This window comes from Psychrobacillus sp. FSL W7-1457 (assembly GCF_038593405.1).
Lineage (GTDB): Bacteria > Bacillota > Bacilli > Bacillales_A > Planococcaceae > Psychrobacillus.
Map to the genome: position 1 here is coordinate 3,196,027 of NZ_CP151993.1, position 16,739 is coordinate 3,212,765.

The window sequence follows — 16,739 nt, forward strand, 5'->3', positions numbered from 1 at the left end:
TTAAACCTCCTCTAAAGTTTCATATCCATAGCAAACGGGTGCCTCTGTTTCCTCATCGAACATTATCTTTGCATCTATTTGGAACACGTTTTTCATAACTTCCTTTGTTAATATTTCCTTAGGAGTACCCGTTGTAATAATCTCTCCGCCTCTCATTGCAATAAGCTCATCCGAAAAGCGAGCAGCATGGTTAATATCATGCAATACCATCACTACTGTACATTGATGCTCCTTATTTAGCTGCTCCACAATTTTCAACATCTCTAGCTGATGGGCCATATCTAGGTATGTTGTTGGTTCATCGAGCAGGAGAATTTCTGTTTCCTGTGCTAGTGCCATCGCAAGCCATACCTTTTGACGCTGACCACCTGATAGCTGATTAATTTCCCTATTGCGGTATTCGATTGTTTTAGTGACAGTCATTGTCCATTCAATTACTTCAATATCTTTTTTTGATAGTGTTCCAATGTTTTTTCGGTGTGGAAACCTTCCATAGGAGATTAACTCATCTACCTTCAATTGAGCAGGAGCTACAGGGCTTTGCGAAAGCATAGCAAGCCTTTTCGCAATAGCCTTTGTAGGCATAGACATCATGTCTTCTTCCTGTAAAAAAACCTTTCCGTTCTTTTGATGAATAATACGTCCAATCGTTTTTAATAAGGTTGACTTTCCACAGCCATTGGGACCAATAATAGTTGTTATTTTTCCCTTTTTAATGGATGTATTTAAATTAGTGAACACGGTTTGTTTTTCATAACCAGAGCTAAGCTCCTCAACTCGTAATATACTCTCTATCATAGGTACCCTCCTATGCTTTTGTTTTGACTAATAAATATAAAAAGTAGGGAATTCCAATGATTGCAACGACAATTCCTACTGGCAGCTCGGAAGGCTCAAAAACCGTCTTAGCAATGTAATCAGAGATGACTAATAAAAACATTCCAATTGCACCACTCATCGGAACAACAAATCTATGCTTGATGCCAACCAACCTTTTAGCAATATGAGGTGCCATCAGTCCGATGAATCCAATCCCACCGGACACCGATACACAGGCACTGACAAGTCCTATACTACATAATAATAGAATAGATTTCTCTTTTTCCACTGAAATTCCTAGACTCTTCACATTGGCATCCTCCAACTGAAGATAATCTAGCAAATGACTTTTCAGGTAGATTACGTAGCTAAGAATAACAACCCAAGGCAGAATGGATAAAACGAAAGCCCAGTTAGCATTATAAATACTCCCGGAAATCCAAACTGCAGCCATCTCATAGTCACTTGCATTCATCTTAAGTGATACATATAAGGATAAGGCTCCGAAGCCACTACCTATTGCAATACCCGTGAGGATCAACCTTTGCATATCCAATACTCCATTTTTCCAAGAAAAGATAAAAATAATTGAAGCTGCAAGCGCACCTCCAACAAACCCAAAGAGTGGCATTAGAAAAATCGTATACCAGCCATCTCCCGCAATATTGGTAGCAGTCATTTGAAAAAAGAACATAAAAATCACAATAGAAGCTCCTGCACCTGCATTTATACCTAAAATACCAGGATCCGCCAAGCCGTTCCTTGTCACTCCTTGTATAACAGTTCCTGCAATCCCAAGACCGATTCCTACTAAGGCTGCAATGACAATCCTTGGTAATCTAAACGCAAATATAACCAAATCGTGTTTATCATTTGGATCAATTCGTAAAAAAGTTTTGAGAACCTCTAGGATCGTCATATCAAAGACTCCATTAGTAATGTGAAAATAGAAAGCGATAAGAGTCAACCCAGCAAAGATAGACAGCATCGTGATAAAACGTATATATGGACCTTTATGCACGCTGTGCTCCCCCTCTACTCCGAATTAGGTAAAGGAAGAAAGGAACCCCAATAATAGCCGTTACTACACCAACCGGAGTCTCAAATGGAAAGTTGATAAAGCGACTAATTACATCACAAAAAGCTAAAAACACCGCTCCGATTGCTGCAGAGCATGGAATTAGAAATCTGTAGTCAACCCCTACAAGAAATCGTGTAATATGAGGAATTATTAATCCAACAAACCCTATCTTTCCTACTAAGGCAACTGCAGTACCAGTTAAGCATACAACCGCAAGAATACTTATGATTTTGACCATTTTTGTTCGTTGCCCTAAACCAACTGCAATGTCATCACCTAACGAGGCAATGGTAATTGACTTCGAAACCCCTAATGCCAGTAATAACCCAACTAAACCGAAAGGAATAGATAGCCAAAGCATTTCAGGATTAACTATATGTAATTTTGCGTTATACCAAACACTAACGCTTTGAGACACTTGAAAGTACATTGCAATAGCAGAAGCTATACTGCTCAAGAATGTTCCAATGACTGTTCCAATAATAGCCAATCGAACAGGTGATAGCCCACCCTTTATCAAGGAGCCAAAACCAAAGACAAGACCTGCCCCAATAGCAGAGCCTATCATCGAAAGAATAATCATTTGATAATTAGGAAGTCCCGGAAAAAAGACCATTGCTATTGTAATAACAAATGCCGACCCATCATTTACTCCCATTATAGAAGGAGATGCCAAATAATTTTGTGTTATACCTTGCATAATTGCTCCTGCAACAGCTAGAAAAGCTCCAACCAATAAAGCAGCGATTACGCGTGGTAATCGCGATGTCATAATAATGTTATGATCCACATTATTTCCATCGAATAGCGTAATCGCCTGCCAAACTGTTAATAGACTAATATCTTTAGCACCATATAAAATAGATAAAGCTATTGCTAGTACGATGAACAATGGAGAAACTATTAAAATGATTAAAGCTAACGTATTTTTGTTTTTCATAATTCATCGCACCTAACTTTACTTCGATAAATTCTCTATCGCTGCATCTAAGAATTTCACTTTAGACCATGCTGTACCACCTTGCGCTAAAGGGTCTACTACGTTTACAAACACCTGGTCGTTTTTCGCAGCCTCTATGCTTCCAAATATCGGATTGGCTAAAAGCTCATCTAAAGCAGCCGCATTATCTGTGTTTTCACTTGTTTCGAATTGAAGGAAAATGTAATCCGGGTTCGATTCAGCTAAAGCCTCAAGAGATAATTCTGATTGCGCCTCTGCTTTTGCAACTACATCTGGAACCTTCAGTCCTAAATCATTATAAAGAACTGGGTTAAAGTAAATAGATTCAGGATATGCATTAATACTTCCTTTGCGTATACGTAATACAAGTGCTTCCTTATCCTTCAATGCTTCACCTAATTCAGCTTTAGCTTGTCCAGCTTTTTCCTCATAGTCTGCTATAATTTTTTCTGCCTCTGCTTCTTTATCACCTAATTGTCCTAATAGAGTAAGATTTTCTTTCCAGTTCGTAGATACATGCGAGTAAGGTATCATTGTTTGAATTTTATTTAATGCTGTCACAACTTCTTCTCCATGCTTCGAAGAACCTAAAATAACATCTGGATCTAAAGCTAGGATAGCCTCATTATTGGGTGCAAACTTGTCACCAACCAATGCGGCTCCCTCTAATTCATCCGCTAAATAGGTAGGTATTGCATTTGCAATTGCAAGTACTCCAGCTGGCTTAATACCTAAAATAGCTGCATCTTCCATGGACTCCAAGCTCGCTGCTACAATATTATTTACTTTGGAGGGTACTACATAGTCTTCCCCTAAATATGTAAGTGTTTGTTCAGTATCTAACCCATCAGCTGAAGCTTCTGATGATTCCGCTTCAACTTCAATTTTTTCTGTAGAGCCTTTTTCCTTATCTCCACAAGCAGCTAAACTTAGTGCTAACATAGCTGTTGCACCTAACATCCAATACTTTTTCATACTCAATAGTTTCATCTCCTATATCATTATAATTGATAACGATTATCATTATCATAATAACGTAAATTTTATTTTATTACAATAGTGATTTTAAAAACATAAAATAATTAAATAATTGTACATATTTGATAGATTAATAGTTTTGCTGTCTACTAATATGGGAATATTATATTTAAAATAGAAGTTTTATAGGAGGAGTTTTCTCATGGCTAAAAAAACTAAAAAGCCATGGAGCAAAAAGAAGCGCATTATTGTCTCCTTAATAGGCGTGTTTGCTCTTATTTACATAGCCGTTATTACGTGGCATACATTCAAACCGCTTCCCCAAGGAGTTTCCTTTGAAGGTGAGTTACATAAGACGAATAACATACAATTTTTAACGGATTTGACCTTTGCACAAGATCAAAAAGGTACAAATACCGTTCATGAAAACCATATTTTTGAGGAGGTATATAAAACGATTGAAGAAGCTGAGGAATTTGTAGTGTTAGATTTCTTTTTGATGGATGGCTATTATGATGAAGATGAGGACTTCCCTAATATAGCAGATACACTTTCCTCCACTGTAGCGGAAAAGAAAAAGACTAACCCAGACATGCCAATCGTTTTTATTACCGATCCACTTAATCGAGGGTATGGCTCTTACGAAAGTAAATGGTTTAAAAAAATGCGAGATGCAGGTGTTGAAATTGTATATACAGATTTAGATGAGCTAAGAGATTCTACTCCTGTTTATTCTGGTATTTATCGTATTTTCTTTCAATGGTTCGATATTGGCGGTAAAGGTTGGATTGCCAATGCTATGGCAAGTGACGCACCTAAAATGACTATAGCTTCCTATATGACTCTATTGAATGTAAAGGCAAACCATAGGAAGGCTTTAGTAACAGAGAAGGCCGCTATAATAACTACCTCTAATCCCCACGATGCCAGTGGCTTTCACGGCAATATTGCTTTGAAGTTAGATGGACCAATCATTAATGATATTTTAGAAGCAGAAGAGGCAGTTTCCCTATTTTCTGGAGGGCCAAAACTTCCTAGGGTTAAAAACCAGGAAGGACAAGGAGAGTATCAAGCTCAATACTTAACAGAGAAAAAAATCCTAGATGCTTTGTTAAGCGATTTAAATGATACTAAAAAAGGAGATAAGATTTGGTTAGGTATGTTCTTTGTAGCAGAGAGGGATATTGTTAATACATTAGTCGATGCTGCAAATCGAGGCGTAGAGGTAAATCTCATTTTAGATCCAAATGAAAACTCCTTTGGCCGAGAAAAATCTGGCTTACCAAATCGCCCAGTCGTCCAAGAGTTACTGGAGGATACGAATGAAAAGATTAATATACGATGGTATAATACCGTAATCGGCCAGTATCATACTAAGACTATATGGATTCAGACACAAGAGCATACAGTCATTTCAAGTGGTGCTGCAAACTATACAGAACGTGCTTTAGATAATTACAATTTAGAGAGTAATGTAAGAATTATAGCCCCAAATGACAGTGAACTAGCTTTAGAAATGGAGCAATATTTCCAACGATTATGGAATAACGAAGATGCTATGTACACCGTAGAAGTTAGTGAATATCAAAACAAGTTCACTTGGTGGCAGCGTTGGATATATGCGCTCCAAAGCTATACAAAAGTAACAACTTATTAATACTCACTTTTATAAGTACAGCTAGTGATTTAAATAATCACTAGCTGTACTTTTTTACACGTTATTTCACGTGTGATTAGGTGAGTATTAATAGACATTCAGATCAGTTACTTCGGTTCAAACGTTTTACAATCTGTTTCATCACTGTTGGAAGCTTGGTTCCCTTTACGACTAACTACATAAATAGCTTTTGCATTACATTTGTTCCCTTGTCTCCAAAATTTACAGTTGTTCACTTCACAAAGTACATCCTTAGCCATTAGTATCACACCTCCTCGTTACTAGCATGAACTTTTTAGAGAAAAGTCATACTATATAAAAAGAGATTTGCATGCTATTTACTCTCTACCAAATGAGTGATCTGTTGTGGCAAGTCGTGACACTTTTCTTTTAGAAAAAGAGGAAAGACATTTAGCTCTTGTAATTCATCAAATGCTTTCCAATAATATGTATTAATTTTTCCATTTTCATTTTCCGTAAATTGGTTTCCTTTGTTTAACAAATCATCATTTTTTAAGGAAAGAAGATAAAAAAAACATATTTCATGAAATCTCTCTTTAGAAACTTCCTCTTCGAAAAAATTTTCATTGATCCACAATAGCCGGTCAATAGCTACTTCAGTCGAGAGCTCTTCTCTAATTTCTCGATGAATGGCATCCTCACTTTTTTCATGCAGGCCGACTCTTCCTCCAGGAACATAGTAATAAGGAGACCTTTCATCCTTCATAATCAATATCTTTCCTTCGTTTATAATCAATCCTGCAACACGATAATTAAACCTACCCTCGTCTGTTTTGAATGATAAATCCATTTTGCACCCCCACTTTTATTTTCTAATACTATGCAAATATTTATTATATTAACTTCTTTCCATTAACTAGTAAATAGTTATTAGTTTAGGTTCCCTATCTATATACTTTAACTCCCTTTAATAATTAATCTCCTCGTCGCTATTTCCCCAGTAGTCGCCTCCTGCTCTTCAAATAACTAGGATAGGGAGTATGTACACGTGATTTGGCAGGTAGTTCAGGGTCTTAAAATACTGGAGTCGTAGCTCTCCCCTCCAATCAACAGTGCTCCTATTATTTGAATGAGTTAATGGATACGATGACCAAGAATGTATTGACCTCTACACCTCTTCTAAAACTATTTTTCATTCTTCTTTTAAAAAGTTCAAATCTCTTTTCTCTGCTAGAGAAATATACTCCATGTTAATATTTGTCATTTAAAGTCATTTAAATACCGCATACGTATAATCTTTTGTATAATAAAAAGGGAAGAATATTCGTATAGAAACTAAGATTGGCTTTATTAGCTACAGGGGGAAAAAGCGATGACTATTTTACTGGTAGATGACAACACGGTCAATCTATTTGTAATAGAAAAAATGTTAGATAGTGCTGGTTATAAAGATACTGTATCACTTAAATCAGCTCAGGAACTATTTGACTATTTACAGATCAATGAGCAGAATCCAACCTGTAATTCGGTAGATTTAATTTTACTAGATATTATGATGCCTGAAATAGATGGACTTGAAGCTTGTAGACGGATTAAACAGCAAGAACGTTATAAGGATATACAAATTATTTTTGTAACAGCCTTAGAGGATAAGAAGAAATTAGCAGAGGCATTGGATGTCGGTGGCAGTGATTATATAACGAAGCCGATCAACAAAGTAGAGCTATTAGCTAGAATTAGAGTAGCCCTTCGACTAAAAGCAGAGTTAGATTGGCATAAGCAGCATGAAAACAAAATCCAGTATGAATTAGATTTAGCTACTCATGTACAAAGAAGCCTATTAAGCCCACCTCTAAAACAAGATGATATTCAAATCGAAGTGTCCTACCTCCCCTCCTTTAATTTAGCCGGAGATATGTATTATTGGCATAAAATAAGTGACAATCGATATGCAGTTATATTACTCGATATGATGGGGCATGGTATATCTGCTTCTCTAGTATGTATGTTCATATCCTCTGTATTAAGAGAGGCCATTAAACAATTAGTAGAGCCAGAGCTTGTAATTAAAGAGCTAAATCGCTATATGGTTTTGATACATAATGAAAAGGTTGGCATACCATATTATTTTACTGCTGTTTATATGGTTGTAGATACGGATCAAAAAACGATAGAATACGTCAATGCCGGGCATCCACCTGGATTTGCTTTAGTTGATGATGAAACTGTTGTTCCCTTAACTAAAGGTTGCTGTGCAGTAGGTTTCTTTGATGAAATTGAAATAAAAAAAGAAGTAATTACGTATGAAAAGGATATTCAAATTGTTTTATACACAGATGGTGTTCTAGAAGGAATGGGACCTGATGAGATAGAGTCTGAAAAGCAAATTGAAATATTAACATCTAAAAAATGGGATCATTCTCATGCCTTAATTGATAATCTATTACCGAAGGAAAAACAACAGGATCAACCGGATGACATGTGTGTCTTAATGATTCAGTGTAAATAAAATAAAAAGCTTCGAAGATTTTACAAACAATAAATCTTCGAAGCTTTTTTTATGTTACTTTTTTTAATACCGACAAAAATGAGCTATATGATAAACCCTTTTAACTTCAAAAAACGTGAAATCAAATATCTTGATTTCACGTTTTCCTCTTTTTATTTAAATCTTTGATAGATTCTTTCGCTACCAACTAATTCTTGATAGTTTTCCATTACACGCGAAAACTTCAAGGTTTCTTTATCACCTAAGCCTAAAACTCCTTCAGGACTTAAGCTTTGATAAAACAATTCCTGCACTTGCTCCTGTAATTCAGAGTTAAAGTAAATGAGTACATTCCGGCAAATGATTACATGAAATTCATTGAATGACTGATCAGTTACTAGATTATGCTGGGCAAAGATAATATTTTCTAAAAGTGATGGATGAAAGTAAGCATGTTGATAGTCTGCCTGATAGTATTCAGAAAAGGCTTTATTCCCACCAGCAAGCATATAGTTTTTCGTATATGCTTGCATCTTTTGAATTGGGAAAATCCCCTTGCTAGCCTTGTCCAACACTTGCTCGTTCATATCAGTGGCATAAATGACTGCTTTATCCTTCAGCCCTTCTTCTTCTAATAAGATGGCCATTGAGTATACCTCTTCTCCAGTTGCACAACCTGCATGCCATATGCGGATTTCAGGGTATTCTCTTAGAATTGGAACTACTTCTTCTCTAAACGCCTTAAAAAAGCTTGGATTACGGAACATTTCTGTTACATTAATCGAAAAGTCATTCAACAACTGCTCTAAGTAACCCTCTTCATGGATAACTTTTTCTAGCAAGCCAGTTATTGTTGAAATGCCATTTATCTTCATTCGATTGTGTATTCGGCGTGAAATAGAAGATTTATTATACTGTCGAAAATCAAATCCTGATAAACGATATATCGCTTCTAGAAGAAAGTCTACTTCCAATTCCTCATACTTAATATTAACTCCTTCGAGCTCTCCATTTTCATAGTAATTGTCCATATCATTACTCCCTTAAGATGCTAACCAAACTCGAAGAACTGAGAATAATTGATCAAGATTTAATGGTTTACTAATGTAATCAGAAGCTCCTGCTTCTAGACATTTATCTCTATCATTTTTCATCGCTTTTGCAGTTAATGCGATAATCGGTAAATCTGTTAGGCGTAGTTCATTTCTAATTCTAGACATTGTCTCATATCCATCCATATTAGGCATCATGATATCCATGAGTACCACATCTATTTCTGAGTTACTTTGAACTATATCTAAGCATTCTAAGCCGTCTTTAGCAACAAGGATATTAATTCCTTTTCTTTCTAAAGCTGTTTTCAGTGCATAAATGTTTCGGTAATCATCGTCTACTATTAATACGTTTTTATTTGAGAATACATTTGCGTCCTCAGGTAGAGACTCCAGCTTTTCTTCTTGGACTTTTATCTTCTGTTCTTGCTCTTCTAGTGTTGGATGTTCCTCCACTACTTCTTGGACTTCTTCCACAGAATGCTCTGTAAGAGCTACTTCTTCTAGACCTACGTGTATCTGCTCCATAATCGGACCATTAGGAAGACTTGGTAAAACTAGAGTAAAGGTACTACCTAACCCTTCCTCACTTTGAAGAGTAATCCAACCTCCAAGAAGATTAGCAAACTCTCTACAAATAGATAATCCTAAACCAGTTCCTCCATATTTACGAACTGTTGCACCATCTGCTTGCTGGAACGATTCAAAAATTAAATCATGCTTATCTTTAGGAATACCTATTCCGGTATCGACAATAGAAATCTCAATCCATTCTTTACTGATTTCTTGCATTTGTCTAGTTTGTTTTTTAGCTTCCAACTGCTTGATCGTTAAATCCACGTGTCCTTTTTCTGTAAATTTGAACGCATTGGATAATAGATTCTTAATAATTTGTTGGAATCGTTTTTCATCTGTGAAGAAAATATCCGGTACACCTTGTTCCTTCGTTACCTGGAACTCTAGGTTTTTCTTTTGTGCAACCGGTGAGAATATATGATCCATTTGAGTCGGAAGCTCGCTTAAATTAACTTCCTCAAATAATACGTCAATCTTCCCTGCCTCTACTTTGGAAAGATCTAAAATATCATTGATTAAGGATAGAAGATCTTCACCAGACGAATGAATAACTCTCGCAAACTCTACCTCGTCTTCAGTTAAATTCTCTTTTCCGTTTTCTGAAAGCATTTCTGAAAGTATTAAAATACTGTTCAATGGTGTCCGTAATTCGTGTGACATATTTGCTAGAAACTCTGATTTATAATTGGAATGAAGCGTTAACTGTTCCGCTTTTTCTTCTAATTCTTGACGAATTTTTTCTAGTTCCTCTGTTTTAGCTTCTGCATCCTTTGTTCGTTCCTCTAATTGTTCATTTATTTGAGTTAGTTCTTCTGTTTGCATTTGAAGCTCTTCCGATTGTGTTTGAAGCTCCTCAGATTGTGTTTGTAGTTCTTCTGATTGTGCTTGTAATTCTTCTGTCATTGCTCTAGATTCGTTTAGAAGTCGTACGATTTCCATACGCCCCATTACACTATTAACAGATAAACCAAACGTTTCGACAATCTGTGTTACAAGCTGTTGCTGAAGCTTGTCATATTCAGACATAGTTGCTAGCTCTAGTACTGCTATTACTTCACCTTCAAACAAAATTGGAACTATAAATATACTTTTAGGTGGTACTTCACCAAGTCCAGTAGAAATGAAACGATAATCGTTTGGAATTTCATTGAAAACAAATGCCTTGCTCTCAAGGGCACATTGTCCAACTAACCCTTGTCCTAAACGGAAGCTTTCTCTACCAATTTCTTTCTCTGGATTAGAATCAGCAAAAGCAGCTCTCTTCACAAAACGTGTTTCTTGCTCGTTAGACTCTCTCACATAAAATGCTCCATAAGAAGAATTGGTCAGTTTAGATATCTCGGACATAAACACACGAGCAAGCTTATCAATGGATCCTACTCCTTGATATTTCGTTACTGTTTCTGCAAGACTTGTTTGTAGCCATTCTCTATCTTCAAGATTATCTAATAACTCATTTGTTGCATTTGCTAAGTCTCTAATCTCGTCATTTGTAGTAACAACTATTCTCTCTTTACGGTCGCCATTCTCGGATGCTATCTTTTTAATAGTGTCCGTAACATCTTTAACCGTTTTGACAATTGATTTAGAAATCTGACTAGCCATCGTTATCGCAATAGCTGACACAAATAATAAAATACCGAATAACGCTATAGTCAGCATATTATTTCGCTCATCTAATTTCTGAGCGTCATTTTGTGCTGAGTCTCTTTCAATCTCTCTAAACTCATTGAACTGGTTTCGAATAGATTGCATATATTCTCTACCGCGATCATTTGCATAGAACTGCTGAATTGATTCGTCATCGTTATTTCTTTTAAATACGATAGCGCGTTCTCCTGCTTCTGCCATCCATATTTCAATGGTCCCTTTTACTTCTGCTAGCTTTTCTTGCTGATTTGGCTTGTCCTTTAATAAGTTATAGAGCTGTTCAAACTCTAACTGCCATTGCTCTTCAGCCTTATAGTATGGCTCCAAATAACTTTCATTACCTGTAATGATGAAGCCACGCTGACCAGCTTGCATATCCATAACAAATTTTTCTACATTATTTGTCAATGTTTCAACTTCAGTATTATATTTTATTAAATCATTTCTCTCTTGTTGGAGTGAACGAATTTGACTGTTTAATATGATAACGGAAGCAAATAAACATACAATAATAATAATGTAGCCGACAGTAATTTTAGAACGTAGGCCGAGCTTTAATTTATCCCCCATGTTTAATTCCTACCTTTTTATAGTTTTTCACTCTATTAATACTATATGAAATGGTTATAAAATAACAGTTTTTCCGCTTATTATTTATTTACTAATTAACTATATTTATGTATGTGAGATTTGAAATGGAAATAGGCTTGGATGCTAGGTAATTTTATCCATCGTAACGCACTATTTACGAAAAAGAATACGTTAAAGGCTAGTTGATTTTCCATAAGATTGTTTGTTTGTGAAATGTAACACTTCAACTAAAGATGCAATTTAGTTGAAGAAGGATTTTTGAATAGAGAGGTAGAAGGTGAATATACAACAATTAAGGAGCTGGTTATGTGAATCTGCCTTTGTTAAGGGCTGAAGGGATTATCGTTAATGAAGATAAGACTGAAATTCTTGTGCAATGTGATTTTGTTGAAAGTTTTTACCGTCTTCCAGGTGGAAGTATAGAATTCGGCGAAACAGCAGGTGAAGCTATAAAAAGGGAGCTAATTGAAGAATTTGATTTAGCTTTGAACATTGGGCAACTTGCTTGTATTTGTGAAAGTATTATTCAGTATGATGGGAAGAGAAGGCATGATTGCACCTTAATCCATTGGTGTTCAAGTAATAATACAATGAATTATCTTTTGCATAAAGAAGTTCCAAAAATCAAGCTTGTTTGGCGTACAATTTCTCAATTAAGCGAAAGACCATTTTATCCAGAGGGAATTTTGGATATTATTGTTTCGGGTAACAATTTTATTAAACATATCAAAAGAGAAAAGACTTATGAGTGATTCCTTATTAAACTATCGGGAACTTTACTTCAAGAAGTAGTTCAGTTAAAAGCAATAAAATATTTTAGGTATGGGAGGAATATTAATGGACTCATTTTTCTATTTCAATATGTTTAGAAATATAATTTCTAATTTTTTTTTAGATGGTATCTGGGTAGTCGGATTTTTTTACTTGTTAACCAAGACATATGAAAGTGATAGACTTAAACAGGTTTCCAAATATGTAATGGGAACTGCTTTGGCATTATTATTTATTTATTCCGTAATGAGAAGTATATAAAATATTTCCTTTTCAACTAACAGGGTAGCTTCACTTCAATTAGGAGTAAGGCCTATTTTTAATAAACTAGACTTGCAATTAAGTTGATAAGGAGTAATTTTTTTGAGGTTAGAATAAGTAATAGAGATACAAAATTGGGGGAGAATAAATGGAGGAAAAGGATAGAGGCACTTTATATTTTAATATGTCTATTGGTACACTAGGACTTCTCATTATTGTAGTAGGATTATTCAAATATGTTGAAACCGTCGGTGGGAATTCTTCATTTGCATTGTTAGGTTTTCCTTTAACAATGATTTACTTAAATTATCTAGAAGGGAAAGCTGGTATAAGTAAAAAAATATTATTTATTAAATCTATCATAGCGATTTCCTTACTGATTATAATTTACATCTTCTTTTTTAACTAATGAAAGTGATTTAAATTCATTCTCTACCTTTACCATAGACATAAAAAAACTGCATACACGCCTCAAATTTCTTTGAGTGGGTATGCAGTCTAGAATCTTCACATATTATTTTTTGATTAACTCAAGGTCAACTGGGATAGAAGCTTCCACTTCTTCTCCTTTTAATGCTTTGATAGCTGCTTCCATTGCCTTTTCACCAATTTGTTCTGGCTTTTGTGCAATTGTACCAGCAAGCTTACCGTTTTCTACAGATTTTACAGCATCATCAGTAGCATCAAAACCGATGACAATTATGTCTTTTCCTGCAGATTCTATTGCTTCTAAAGCTCCTAGTGCCATTTCATCGTTGTGAGCAAATACACCTTTGATGTCTGGATTAGCTTGAAGAATGTTTTCCATTACTGTTAAGCCTTCTGCACGGTTAAAGTTAGCAGTTTGCTTTGCTACTACGTCTAATTTACCATCGGCAACATTGTTAAATCCTTCTCCGCGGTCACGAGCAGCAGAAGATCCTGCGACACCTTCTAATTCCACTACAGCTGAACCTTCTCCAACTAATTCAAGTAAGTATTCACCTGCAAGCTCTCCACCTGCAACGTTATCTGATGCGATATGAGCTACTATTTCTCCACCCTCTGAGCTACGGTCAACTGTTACTACCGGAATATTAGCTGCATTTGCAGATTCCACAGATGAAACTACCGCTTGAGAGTCAACTGGATTAATAATAATCAAATCCACGCCTTGTTGGATTAAATCCTCTACATCACTTGCTTGTTTAGAAGCATTATCTTGTGCATCTACTACCGTTACGGCTGCACCCAATTCCTTAGCTTTCGCTTCTGCTCCATCACTTAATGTTACGAAAAATGGATTGTTTAAAGTTGAAACAGATAAACCAATTTTGTAATCACCCTCTGAACCAGTAGATCCTTTTTCAGAATCAGATTTCTCAGTTCCAGGTGAATCCAATGAACATGCTGCTAGAAACATTGATACGATTAACAGTAAAGCAAAATAAAGTTTTTTCATGAAGTTATTTCTCCTTTATGCTGTTTTTTTACGATCGATTAATACTGCTAATAATATAACTGCACCCTTCACCACTTGCTGGAAGAAGGAGGATACCCCAATTAAATTTAGACCATTATTCAAGACACCGATTATAAGTGCCCCGATTAAAGTTCCAACAATCCAACCACGACCACCTGTTAAGCTTGTACCACCAAGTACTACCGCTGCAATGGCATCTAGTTCAAACATGTTACCAGCAGTAGGCTGAGCTGAATTCAAACGAGATGTTAAAATAAGAGAAGCAAGTGCTGCTAGGGCACCGGTTAATGCGTAAACATATATTTTAATACGGCCAACCTTAATACCAGAAAGACGAGAAGCCTCCTCGTTACCTCCGACCGCATAAACTCGACGACCAAATGTCGTCTTTTTCAAGATAAAGTATAGAACTCCAAATGCAACAGCCATTGTTACGACTGGTACAGGTATACCTAAGAAATATCCTTTCCCAATCATTTGAAAAGATACAGAATCGCCTAAACCTGATATTGGTCTACCTTCTGTGTAAACTAATGTCAATCCTCGGTATATAGTCATTGTTGCTAAAGTAGCGATAAATGGAGCAACATTTCCTTTAGAGATAATAATTCCGTTAATTGCTCCTAGAACAGCTCCCAAAATAAGACCTATTAGCATAGCTAAAATTGGATCCATTCCACTAGCAAGTAATCCTGCTGTAACTGCTCCTGTCAGAGCTAAAATTGATCCAACTGATAGATCAATCCCTCCAGTTAAAATAACGAAGGTCATCCCAAACGCGATAAGCGCATTAATAGAAACCTGTCTAAGTACATTCATTAAGTTATTTACGGTTAAAAAATTTGGGCTTAATATAGTGATGATGACCACTAGTAAGATAAGTCCTAGCAACGGTCCTAATTTTTGTAGTACTGATTGTGAACTAGATTTTAGCAACTTTGTCCCCTCCGGTAGCGTAATGCATTATTTTTTCTTGTGTCATTTCTTCTTTGGTAACTTCACCGGTTAACTTTCCTTCATGCATCACGAGCACTCGATCGACCATTCCAATGATTTCAGGAAGCTCGGAGGATACCATAATGATAGATACTCCATTTTCTGCGAGTGTGTTAACAATGGAGTAAATTTCTTTTTTCGCGCCTACGTCTACACCGCGTGTCGGTTCATCCAATATTAAAATGTCTGGCTCAATACCTAGCCATTTGGCAATGACTATCTTCTGTTGATTCCCTCCGCTTAATGATTTAACGGTTTGATCTGGACCAGAAGTACGTACACCTAGTCTTTTTACCATGGAATCATAGAGGCTTTTTTCTTTTTGCGTATTCACAACACCATTTTTAGATATTTTATTAAAATTTGTAATACCTAAATTTTCTTTTACGGAGAAATCTAAAATCAATCCTTCAGATTTTCTATCCTCTGTTACGAAGCCGAAACCGAGCTTTATCGCATCTTGCGGAGTATTTATTTTCACTTGCTTACCATCAAGTATTAGCTCTCCACTATCGAGCTTTTTATAACCAAATAGGGATTGAACTACCTCTGTTCTTCCTGCCCCCATTAGCCCAGCGATACCAAGTATTTCTCCTTTTCGTAACTCAAACGAAATATCCTCGAAGTAACCTTTTCTAGTTAAGTTTTTTGCTACTAGCTTTACATCCCCAATTTTAGACTCTCTATCTGGAAAACGTCCGCCTAGCTCTCTTCCAACCATCATTTGTACAATTTCATCAAAGTTTGTTTCTTTTATATTTCTAACTCCTACATAGCTTCCGTCACGTAGAATAGTGATGCGGTCACATATAGCAAAGATTTCTTCCATTCGGTGGGAAATATAGACGAAGGACACACCTTTCGCCTGCAATGCTCTAATAGTCTCAAAAAGTGTCTCTATTTCTCTATCGGTTAATGCTGCGGTCGGCTCGTCCATGATGATGACCTCTGCATTAGAAGAAATGGCCTTTGCAATTTCAACTATTTGCTGCTTACCAACTGAAAGATTTCTTGCAGTCGTCTTTACGTCTATATCTAAGCCCAGACTTAGCAGCACCTCTCTAGCAGCCTTGTTCATTTCTTTTGTTTTTAAAATACCCGATCTACCAAGGGTTTTTTCGTTCCCAAGAAATAAGTTTTCAGCCACTGATAGATCTGGAAGAATATTAAGCTCTTGGTGAATTACTGCTATCCCAGCCTGCTCTGCTTCCTTTGGGTTTTTAAATTCAACAGGTTTTCCTTTAATAGTGATTTCACCAAAATCTTTTGTATAGATACCTGTAAGAATTTTCATCAAGGTAGACTTACCTGCACCGTTCTCTCCCATTAGCGCATGAATTTCTCCTGGTGCTATTTCGAATTCCACATTATTTAACACCGTATTTCCATTAAAGGCCTTTGTAATACCAGTCATCTGAATCATTGCTTCCACCAC

15 protein-coding genes are annotated in these 16,739 nt (G+C 36.1%); 4 read left to right on the forward strand and 11 right to left on the reverse strand.

Features of this window, described 5'->3' with window-relative positions; genetic code table 11:
- From NSQ95_RS15735 to NSQ95_RS15750, 4 genes are read right to left on the reverse strand one after another with little or no spacing between them, the layout of a single operon-like run.
- Entirely contained in the window at positions 1 to 798 is a 798-nt protein-coding gene (locus tag NSQ95_RS15735) for an ABC transporter ATP-binding protein (protein WP_340882187.1), read from the reverse strand.
- A gap of 10 nt (positions 799 to 808) precedes the next feature.
- Positions 809 to 1,807 (reverse strand): iron ABC transporter permease, encoded by a 999-nt coding sequence (locus NSQ95_RS15740; RefSeq protein ID WP_342560826.1) that lies wholly within the window; start codon positions 1,805 to 1,807, stop codon positions 809 to 811.
- A gap of 25 nt (positions 1,808 to 1,832) precedes the next feature.
- On the reverse strand, positions 1,833 to 2,840 hold the full coding sequence (locus NSQ95_RS15745) for an iron ABC transporter permease (RefSeq protein ID WP_342559924.1): 1,008 nt from the start codon (positions 2,838 to 2,840) through the stop codon (positions 1,833 to 1,835).
- 18 nt (positions 2,841 to 2,858) lie between these two features.
- Positions 2,859 to 3,836, reverse strand: a complete 978-nt coding sequence (locus tag NSQ95_RS15750) for an ABC transporter substrate-binding protein (protein WP_342560827.1) — start codon at positions 3,834 to 3,836, stop codon at positions 2,859 to 2,861.
- A 205-nt stretch (positions 3,837 to 4,041) separates the two neighbouring features.
- Here NSQ95_RS15750 and NSQ95_RS15755 point away from each other — a divergent pair, with 205 nt between their 5' ends.
- The gene (locus tag NSQ95_RS15755) at positions 4,042 to 5,496 is read left to right on the forward strand and encodes a phospholipase D family protein (protein ID WP_342559925.1); all 1,455 of its coding nucleotides are present in this window, start codon (positions 4,042 to 4,044) and stop codon (positions 5,494 to 5,496) included.
- A gap of 107 nt (positions 5,497 to 5,603) precedes the next feature.
- Here the strand turns inward: NSQ95_RS15755 and NSQ95_RS15760 are convergent, their stop codons facing one another.
- Positions 5,604 to 5,756, reverse strand: coding sequence for a DUF1540 domain-containing protein (locus tag NSQ95_RS15760; RefSeq protein WP_144541288.1), 153 nt, complete (start codon positions 5,754 to 5,756; stop codon positions 5,604 to 5,606).
- Positions 5,757 to 5,830: 74 nt separating this feature from the next.
- Positions 5,831 to 6,307: an NUDIX domain-containing protein gene (locus NSQ95_RS15765; RefSeq protein WP_342559926.1), complete on the reverse strand. Its 477-nt coding sequence runs from the start codon at positions 6,305 to 6,307 to the stop codon at positions 5,831 to 5,833.
- A 522-nt stretch (positions 6,308 to 6,829) separates the two neighbouring features.
- On the opposite strand from NSQ95_RS15765, the gene NSQ95_RS15770 reads away from it, so the two are divergent.
- Positions 6,830 to 7,966, forward strand: a complete 1,137-nt coding sequence (locus NSQ95_RS15770; RefSeq protein WP_342559927.1) for a fused response regulator/phosphatase — start codon at positions 6,830 to 6,832, stop codon at positions 7,964 to 7,966.
- 152 nt (positions 7,967 to 8,118) lie between these two features.
- Here NSQ95_RS15770 and NSQ95_RS15775 read toward each other — a convergent pair whose 3' ends face one another.
- Both NSQ95_RS15775 and NSQ95_RS15780 read right to left on the reverse strand, forming a co-directional pair.
- Positions 8,119 to 8,976: a protein-glutamate O-methyltransferase CheR gene (locus NSQ95_RS15775; RefSeq protein ID WP_342559928.1), complete on the reverse strand. Its 858-nt coding sequence runs from the start codon at positions 8,974 to 8,976 to the stop codon at positions 8,119 to 8,121.
- A gap of 12 nt (positions 8,977 to 8,988) precedes the next feature.
- A complete protein-coding gene (locus tag NSQ95_RS15780) occupies positions 8,989 to 11,793 on the reverse strand; it encodes an ATP-binding protein (protein WP_342559929.1) in 2,805 nt (934 codons plus the stop codon).
- Positions 11,794 to 12,122: 329 nt separating this feature from the next.
- Between NSQ95_RS15780 and NSQ95_RS15785 the strand changes: the two genes are divergently transcribed.
- The gene (locus NSQ95_RS15785) at positions 12,123 to 12,566 is read left to right on the forward strand and encodes an NUDIX domain-containing protein (RefSeq protein ID WP_342559930.1); all 444 of its coding nucleotides are present in this window, start codon (positions 12,123 to 12,125) and stop codon (positions 12,564 to 12,566) included.
- 428 nt (positions 12,567 to 12,994) lie between these two features.
- Positions 12,995 to 13,255 (forward strand): hypothetical protein, encoded by a 261-nt coding sequence (locus NSQ95_RS15790; protein WP_342559931.1) that lies wholly within the window; start codon positions 12,995 to 12,997, stop codon positions 13,253 to 13,255.
- A 105-nt stretch (positions 13,256 to 13,360) separates the two neighbouring features.
- Here the strand turns inward: NSQ95_RS15790 and rbsB are convergent, their stop codons facing one another.
- The 3 genes from rbsB to NSQ95_RS15805 are packed head-to-tail and all read right to left on the reverse strand — an operon-like array spanning position 13,361 to position 16,727.
- Positions 13,361 to 14,287, reverse strand: a complete 927-nt coding sequence (gene rbsB, locus NSQ95_RS15795; RefSeq protein ID WP_342559932.1) for a ribose ABC transporter substrate-binding protein RbsB — start codon at positions 14,285 to 14,287, stop codon at positions 13,361 to 13,363.
- Between the two features lie 15 nt (positions 14,288 to 14,302).
- A complete protein-coding gene (gene rbsC / locus NSQ95_RS15800; RefSeq protein ID WP_169360416.1) occupies positions 14,303 to 15,244 on the reverse strand; it encodes a ribose ABC transporter permease in 942 nt (313 codons plus the stop codon).
- A complete protein-coding gene (locus NSQ95_RS15805; RefSeq protein WP_342559933.1) occupies positions 15,231 to 16,727 on the reverse strand; it encodes a sugar ABC transporter ATP-binding protein in 1,497 nt (498 codons plus the stop codon). The genes rbsC and NSQ95_RS15805 overlap by 14 nt, the downstream gene beginning before the upstream one ends.
- Between the last annotated feature and the right edge of the window lie 12 nt (positions 16,728 to 16,739).

Excerpts from the sequence above, each read along its gene's own strand:
- NSQ95_RS15805 (WP_342559933.1), bottom strand. The coding sequence starts at position 16,727 with ATGATTCAGATGACTGGTATTACAAAGGCCTTTAATGGAAATACGGTG.
- NSQ95_RS15745 (WP_342559924.1), bottom strand. The coding sequence starts at position 2,840 with ATGAAAAACAAAAATACGTTAGCTTTAATCATTTTAATAGTTTCTCCA.
- NSQ95_RS15780 (WP_342559929.1), bottom strand. The coding sequence starts at position 11,793 with ATGGGGGATAAATTAAAGCTCGGCCTACGTTCTAAAATTACTGTCGGC.
- NSQ95_RS15760 (WP_144541288.1), bottom strand. The coding sequence starts at position 5,756 with ATGGCTAAGGATGTACTTTGTGAAGTGAACAACTGTAAATTTTGGAGA.
- NSQ95_RS15750 (WP_342560827.1), bottom strand. The coding sequence starts at position 3,836 with ATGAAAAAGTATTGGATGTTAGGTGCAACAGCTATGTTAGCACTAAGT.
- NSQ95_RS15735 (WP_340882187.1), bottom strand. The coding sequence starts at position 798 with ATGATAGAGAGTATATTACGAGTTGAGGAGCTTAGCTCTGGTTATGAA.
- NSQ95_RS15765 (WP_342559926.1), bottom strand. The coding sequence starts at position 6,307 with ATGGATTTATCATTCAAAACAGACGAGGGTAGGTTTAATTATCGTGTT.
- NSQ95_RS15775 (WP_342559928.1), bottom strand. The coding sequence starts at position 8,976 with ATGGACAATTACTATGAAAATGGAGAGCTCGAAGGAGTTAATATTAAG.
- NSQ95_RS15740 (WP_342560826.1), bottom strand. The coding sequence starts at position 1,807 with ATGCTGTCTATCTTTGCTGGGTTGACTCTTATCGCTTTCTATTTTCAC.
- NSQ95_RS15755 (WP_342559925.1), top strand. The coding sequence starts at position 4,042 with ATGGCTAAAAAAACTAAAAAGCCATGGAGCAAAAAGAAGCGCATTATT.
- NSQ95_RS15770 (WP_342559927.1), top strand. The coding sequence starts at position 6,830 with ATGACTATTTTACTGGTAGATGACAACACGGTCAATCTATTTGTAATA.
- rbsB (WP_342559932.1), bottom strand. The coding sequence starts at position 14,287 with ATGAAAAAACTTTATTTTGCTTTACTGTTAATCGTATCAATGTTTCTA.
- NSQ95_RS15790 (WP_342559931.1), top strand. The coding sequence starts at position 12,995 with ATGGAGGAAAAGGATAGAGGCACTTTATATTTTAATATGTCTATTGGT.